Source organism: Streptomyces sp. NPDC059452, from assembly GCF_042750035.1.
In the GTDB taxonomy this organism is placed as follows: Bacteria; Actinomycetota; Actinomycetes; order Streptomycetales; family Streptomycetaceae; genus Streptomyces.
The window spans coordinates 51,344-57,426 of record NZ_JBHYVE010000032.1; the positions used below are offsets into that span (position 1 = coordinate 51,344).

6 protein-coding genes and 1 pseudogene are annotated in these 6,083 nt (G+C 70.7%); 3 read left to right on the forward strand and 4 right to left on the reverse strand.

The window, feature by feature from the left end; translation table 11 throughout:
• Positions 1 to 51 precede the first annotated feature (51 nt).
• Positions 52 to 1,617 carry an MFS transporter gene (locus ACFW9Z_RS31135; RefSeq protein ID WP_384645978.1) on the forward strand — a complete coding sequence of 522 codons (1,566 nt, stop codon included), beginning with the start codon at positions 52 to 54 and terminating at the stop codon, positions 1,615 to 1,617.
• A gap of 388 nt (positions 1,618 to 2,005) precedes the next feature.
• Here ACFW9Z_RS31135 and ACFW9Z_RS31140 read toward each other — a convergent pair whose 3' ends face one another.
• The 3 genes and pseudogenes from ACFW9Z_RS31140 to ACFW9Z_RS31150 all read right to left on the reverse strand — a co-directional run bounded on the left by ACFW9Z_RS31140 (position 2,006) and on the right by ACFW9Z_RS31150 (position 3,818).
• The gene (locus ACFW9Z_RS31140) at positions 2,006 to 2,626 is read right to left on the reverse strand and encodes a DsbA family protein (protein WP_384645985.1); all 621 of its coding nucleotides are present in this window, start codon (positions 2,624 to 2,626) and stop codon (positions 2,006 to 2,008) included.
• A gap of 165 nt (positions 2,627 to 2,791) precedes the next feature.
• Positions 2,792 to 2,941: pseudogene (locus tag ACFW9Z_RS31145) on the reverse strand (SnoaL/DnrD family polyketide biosynthesis methyl ester cyclase); the annotation flags it as partial.
• A 280-nt stretch (positions 2,942 to 3,221) separates the two neighbouring features.
• Positions 3,222 to 3,818, reverse strand: coding sequence for a dihydrofolate reductase family protein (locus tag ACFW9Z_RS31150; RefSeq protein WP_384645979.1), 597 nt, complete (start codon positions 3,816 to 3,818; stop codon positions 3,222 to 3,224).
• Positions 3,819 to 4,030: 212 nt separating this feature from the next.
• Here ACFW9Z_RS31150 and ACFW9Z_RS31155 point away from each other — a divergent pair, with 212 nt between their 5' ends.
• Both ACFW9Z_RS31155 and ACFW9Z_RS31160 read left to right on the forward strand, forming a co-directional pair.
• Positions 4,031 to 4,345: an antibiotic biosynthesis monooxygenase family protein gene (locus ACFW9Z_RS31155; RefSeq protein ID WP_384645980.1), complete on the forward strand. Its 315-nt coding sequence runs from the start codon at positions 4,031 to 4,033 to the stop codon at positions 4,343 to 4,345.
• Between the two features lie 150 nt (positions 4,346 to 4,495).
• Complete coding sequence (locus ACFW9Z_RS31160) at positions 4,496 to 4,624, forward strand: hypothetical protein (protein ID WP_384645981.1); 129 nt, start codon at positions 4,496 to 4,498, stop codon at positions 4,622 to 4,624.
• 50 nt (positions 4,625 to 4,674) lie between these two features.
• On the opposite strand, the gene ACFW9Z_RS31165 is transcribed toward ACFW9Z_RS31160, so the two are convergent.
• Entirely contained in the window at positions 4,675 to 5,907 is a 1,233-nt protein-coding gene (locus ACFW9Z_RS31165) for a cytochrome P450 (protein WP_384645983.1), read from the reverse strand.
• Between the last annotated feature and the right edge of the window lie 176 nt (positions 5,908 to 6,083).

Here is a 6,083-nt window from a genome sequence, read left to right on the forward strand (position 1 = left end):
CCCGCACAGTGACCAGGCACGCATCTCGCACACGAACACCATGGGAGTGCCATGAGCACAACGACCGTACGCAGGGCCGGCGCCCGGGAGTGGGCAGGCCTCGCCGTCCTCTCCCTGCCCACCGTGCTGCTGGGCCTCGACGTCACCGTGCTGTACCTCGCCCTCCCCTCCCTGGCCGAGGACCTCCAGCCCAGCGGCACCCAGGAACTGTGGATCATGGACGCCTACGGGTTCCTCATCGCCGGCTTCCTCATCACCATGGGCACCCTGGGCGACCGCATCGGCCGCCGCAGACTGCTGATGATCGGAGCCGCCGCCTTCGGAGCCGTCTCCGTCCTGGCCGCCTACTCCGACAGCGCCGAAACCCTCATCGCCGCCCGCGCCGCCCTGGGAATCGCCGGCGCCACCCTGATGCCCTCCACCCTCGCCCTGATCAGCAACATGTTCGCCGACCAGCGCCAGCGCTCCCTGGCCATCGGCGTCTGGGCCACCAGCTTCGCCCTCGGCATGGCCCTGGGGCCCGTGGTCGGCGGCGTGATGCTCAACCACTTCTGGTGGGGCTCGGCCTTCCTCCTCGCCGTCCCGGTCGCCATCGTCCTCCTGGTCGCCGCACCCCTCCTCATCCCCGAATACCGCGCCCCCCGCACCGGCCGCTTCGACCTCCTCAGCGTCGCCCTGTCACTGACCGCGATCCTCCCGGTCGTCTACGCCGTGAAACGGTTCGCCAAGGACGGCCTCGACACCCCCACGATCGCCGCCGCCCTCACCGGCACCGCCTTCGCCGTGCTCTTCGTCCGGCGCCAGGCGCGCCTCACCAGCCCCCTGCTCGACGTACGCCTGTTCACCGACCGCACCTTCAGCGCCGCACTCAGCGTCCTGCTCATCGGCCTCGTCGGCGTCGGCGGCTCCATGCTGCTGATCACCCAGCAGCTCCAGTTCGTCGAAGGACTGCCCCCCGTCGAAGCGGGCCTGTGGATGGGCCCGCCCGCCCTGATGATGTTCCTCGCCGCCATCGGCGCACCCCTGGTCGCCCGCCGCGTCCCTCCGGGAACCGTCGTGGCCGCCACCCTCACCCTGTCCATGACCGGATACGTACTCCTCACCCAGGTCGGCGCTTCGGGCGGCATCCCCCTGCTGGTGACCGGCTTCGGCCTCGTCTACCTCGGTCTCGGCGCCATCGCGGCCCTGGGCACCGACCTGGTCGTCGGAGCCGCACCCCCGGAGAAAGCCGGATCGGCCTCCGCCATGTCCGAGACCGTCCAGGAACTCGGCCTCGCCCTGGGCGTGGCGGTCCTGGGCAGCCTGGCCACCGCCGTCTACCGCACCCGCATCGCCGGCGACATCCCCGCAGGCACACCCTCCGACGTGGCCGGCACAGCCGGCGACAGCCTCGCCGGCGCGGCCTCCTCGGCACAGCAGATGCCCCCGGGCTGGCTCGACCACGCCAAGGAAGCGGCCACCTCCGGACTCAACACCGCCATGCTCGTCGCCGCGGCCTGCACCCTGGTCCTCGCGCTCCTGTCCGCCGTCGTCCTGCGCCATGTCGGCACCATCGGCGGCGACGAACCCGAAACCGACGAAGCCACCCCGCCCGAACCCGCCACCACACAAGCCTGACCCCCCGGAGGGCCCGGCCGCTGCCCGGCGCCCTCCGCCACCGCATTCCGCGCCAACCGAACGAAGGAACGCAACGCCGGACACCGGTTGCCGGTTGCCGGACGCCCGGACCAGATGGACCGGCACCGCAGGCGCATCACGGACAGGGAGACAACGGATCTCCGCATGCGGATGCATCCAGGCAGCGGAGGCCGGCGTCACCCCGATACCGATCCCCGCGGCGAGCCGGAGCCCCATCACCGGCAACTCCTCATACAGACTCCGCCCCCGCGAACGCGCCCCCGAACTGCGCGACGTCCGTGTCCCCACGCAGGTGATCCGGGCGACCGAGGACCCGATCGCCCCACCGCCGCACTTCACCCGCCCCGGCGCCGACGACCGTGCCGTGTCAGCCGGGCATGTCGAAGCGGGGTTCCTCGTTCCGGCTGCGTTTGACCTCGTAGAAGCCCGGAACCGTGGCCATGAGGAGAAAACCGTCCCACAACCGGCCGGCCGTTTCCCCGGTGGGAGCCGGGGAGACGACCGGCCCGAAGAACCCGACCCGTTCGCCGCCGGGCCCGGCGAGCGCCATCACGGGGGTGCCGATGTCACCGCCGGCCAGGGCGACGGCCTGCGCGTGCGAGGAACGGATCGCCTCGTCGTAGTCGGTCGACCCGGCGACCTCCGCGAGCTCCTCGGGCAGTCCGGCATCCGCCAGCGCCGCCGTGAGGTTCCCCCAGTCCTCCTGAAGGTGGAAACGGGTGCCCAGGGCCGTGAAGAGGTCCCCCAGCGCCCGCTGCCCGAACCGCTCCTCCACTGCGGCGCAAACGCGCACCGGCGCCCACATGTCGTCCTCCCACTCGCCCTCGGGGTTGTCGTCCCGGTGCTCGTTGAGCACCGACAGACTCATCACCCGCCAGCGGACGGTCACCGGCCGCACCTTGGCGACCTCCACCAGCCACCGCGAGGCGATCCACGTGTACGGGCACACGGGATCGAACCAGAAGTCGACGCTCTGCTGTTCGGCCATCGGATCGGGCTCCTCGCACAGTCTCGGTCTACGGGCGCCGGCCGCCCGGCTCGGGCCACGGCTCACCGAGCCGGCGGTAGACGCTCTGGCACTCCGGCCAGTCACGTGGTCCCTGATCTTGCCGTCGACGATGCGCAGCAAACGGATCTGCTCCCCGGCGAAGCGGCGGCCGGTCGGCGCGAAGCCCACCACGGGGCCGGCCTGCCGACCGTGGAGCACCAGGGAGGCCCGCACCCAGTCGCCCCGCTCCTCGATCCCGACCTCCCCCAGACGCACGTCCTCGGAGAAGGCCATCCGCACCCAGGCTACCGCCATCGCGAACGACGGGGGCCCTCACCGATGCCGTGCTCGATCGTGGCCGGATTCAGATACTCGGGATGGACGAACTCGTGGACGTCATCGGTACTGCCCGTGTTGTACGCCTTATCATGCCCAGAGCCGATGGTCGCGCCCCCGCGAGCCAGCTCGGGCGCCCCCACACTGCTCGCCTCTGTTGCAGCCGTCCACGGCCTTGGCGCCGCGGCAAGGCGGCGCTTGCGTGACCCTCTGAGCGCGCCCGCGCCCGGCCTCCACGAGCGCCGCTCGTCCGGAGCGTTCAGCTGCCGACGCGCGTGTACGTGAGGAACACCGCGCCGCTCTTGACGGCGGTGTGGTCTGCGAGTGTCCAGGTGCGCGGGTCGAAGGCAGCCTTGCGGGAGAACAGCGGGATCCCGTCGCCGATGGTCAGCGGGCCGAGTTTGAGGATGAGCGTGTCGATCTCGGCGTACAGGGAGCCCGCGAGTTCGGCGCCGCCCAGGAGCCAGATGTCCTTGCCGTCCTGCTGCTTGAGTTCGCGCACGGTCGCCACGGGGTCGTCGGCGACCAATTCGACGGCCGGGTCCGGGCTCTCGGTCAGGGTCCGGGAAAACACCAGGTGACGCAGGTGGGGGTAGGCGTCGGTGATGCCGGCCGCAAGACCGATCTCGTAGCTGCGACGCCCCTCCAGCACGGTGTCGAAGTGCGTGCCCTCCGCCGTGACGGACAAAGCCTGCCGGGCATGGACGGGCAGCGTCTCCGGGTACTCGGCCACGAGGTGCTGTATGTAGTCCTCCGGTATGGGCCAGAAGCCGTTGGGACCGGTGGGGTCCCCGCCGTCCGGGCCCGCGATGAAGCCATCGAGGGTGGTGGCGATGTAGTGGACGAGCCTGCGCATGCCGGGTCCCTTCCGTTGGTCACGCTGTCGCACTACGGCCCGGCACTGCCGGATGGCATGCCGAGGTGCGAGGCCGCTGAGCGATCATGGCATCCGTCCACCCGGCGCGGGCACCGTGCCGTCACATCTCGTGAACATTCGCCCGCGCACCAGGGTTCAACTGCTGCCCGAGCCGGCCGTCAAACGCTGTCACTTGAGGTGGACAGAGCCAGGTGGTCACCTTCATCAACAGGTTCACCGTGCACGCCTCACCGGAGGAATTCGAGAAGACCTCCGCCGACACCGGGCGGTACGTGGCGGATCGTGACGGCTTCCCGCGGTACACCCTGCACCAGCACGCCGAGGACCCGACCCGCTGGGTCAACATCGCCCACTGGTGCGACGCGCACGCCTTCCGCGCGGCGGCCGGCGCCCCCTCCTTTCCGCAACACGCGGCGGCGGCAAGGAAACCGAGCACCAGCGAACCCGGCCTGTACGTCCCCCGGCAGCATGTGCTGGGGGAGCGGGCGGCGACGGAGGACCGCTGATGGCCACCCCCACGGGCCGCCGGGTCATCATCACCGGCATCGGTGTCGCCGCTCCCCACGCCGTAGGGCGCAAGCCCTTCTGGGACGCGCTGCTCACCGCGGGCAGCGGCTTCGGAGGCCTCCAGAGCGCCTCTGCGCGAAGATGCCCGGATGGTGATCACAGGAGGCGCCGACGGCTCGCCGTCGCCCTGGGGCCGGGTCGCGCAGCTCGCGAGCGGCCGGATCAGCACCGTGGACGACCCCGAGCGGGCGTACCTGTCCTTCGACACCGCAGCCTGACCACCACCACACCAAAGGCCCGATCGGCGGTGGCCCCGGCCGCCGTGCGGTCACGCCGGGCGCAGGACGACCGGAAGGCTGGTCATGCCGGACAGAAGGTTGGAGTAGACCCGGCGGGGCTCGCCGTTGGGCTCGATCGAGTCCACGATGTCGCGGAGCGCGGTGAGCATGGCCGCTATCTCGGCGCGCCCCAGGTACGCCCCGAGGCAGAAGTGGGGTCCGTAACCGAAGGCGATGTGCTTGTTCGGTGTGCGGGCGAGGTCGAAGCGCCGGGGGTCCGCGAAGACCTCTTCGTCCATGTTGGCCGAGTTGTTCCAGAGGGTGACGATGTCCCCGGCCTTGATCACCTGGCCCCGGTCGCCGACGGGTACGTCCTCCAGGGCCGAGCGGCCGAAGTGGATCGCGGGAGTGGTCCAGCGCAGGACCTCTTCGACGGCGGTGGAGATATCCAGGTCACCGCTCTTCAACGCGGCCCACTGGTCCGGATGCCGGATGAACGCGGAGACGGCACCGGTCATCGAGAGCCGACTGGTCTCGTCGCCGCCGAGGATCAGGCTGTAGCAATTGACGACGATCTCGTCCATCGTCAGCGGCTTGCCTTCGAGCGTGCCGGTCGCCAGCATGCTGACCGCGTCCGTGCCGGGGTTCCTCCTGCGCTCGGCGGCCAGCTTCTCGAAGTAGGCGAGGATGTCGTTGCGCGCCTGCCAGGCGACGGCGGGGGACTGGTCCGCCCCGTCGGACCCGAGCGCCGCCTCGGTGCACTCCAGGACGAACGGGCGGTCCTCCTCGGGCACGGCCATGAGGTCGCAGATCGCGTTGAGCGGGATGTGCGCGGCGACGTCCTTGGCGAAGTCGCACTCCCCACGGGCCACGGCGCCGAGAAGTAACTTCCGGGTGGCGGCCTGGATGTTCTCCACGACCCCCGTGAGCACCCGCGGTGAGAACGCCTTGAGCAGGATCCGGCGGAGGTCGTTGTGGCGCGGGCCGTCCGTCACCGCGGCCATCATGCCCGCGGCCGAGTCACCGCCGAGGAGGAGCGTGGCGAGGACGTTGCCCTTCTCGGAGGTGAAGCGCTTGGTGTCACGGTAGAGGGCGGAGACGTCCTCGTACCGCGTCACAACCCAGAAGCCGCCGGAGCCGCCGACCGGCCGGTGCTTGTAGAAGGGCTGTTCCTTCCGCAGCCGCTGCCACACCTCGGTGAGGTCGTATTCGGCGTGCGTGCGCGGATCCGCCAGATCCAGTGCGTCCAGGGCACCGGGGTCGGGCGTGATGAGGCTGGACATGCAGAGTGACTCGCCTTCGGTCCGGGGGCTTATCGCCCGATGTGCTCTCCCGCTCTGCCACTCGCGTTCGTGAAGGGCCGGGTTGGGATGTCCTCGTGGTCGACGGCGGCAACCGCCAGTGCCTGACGGCCCGTTCGGACCGGCGCCGGAGAATAGCGCGCGTCGCTCCCCGGGGT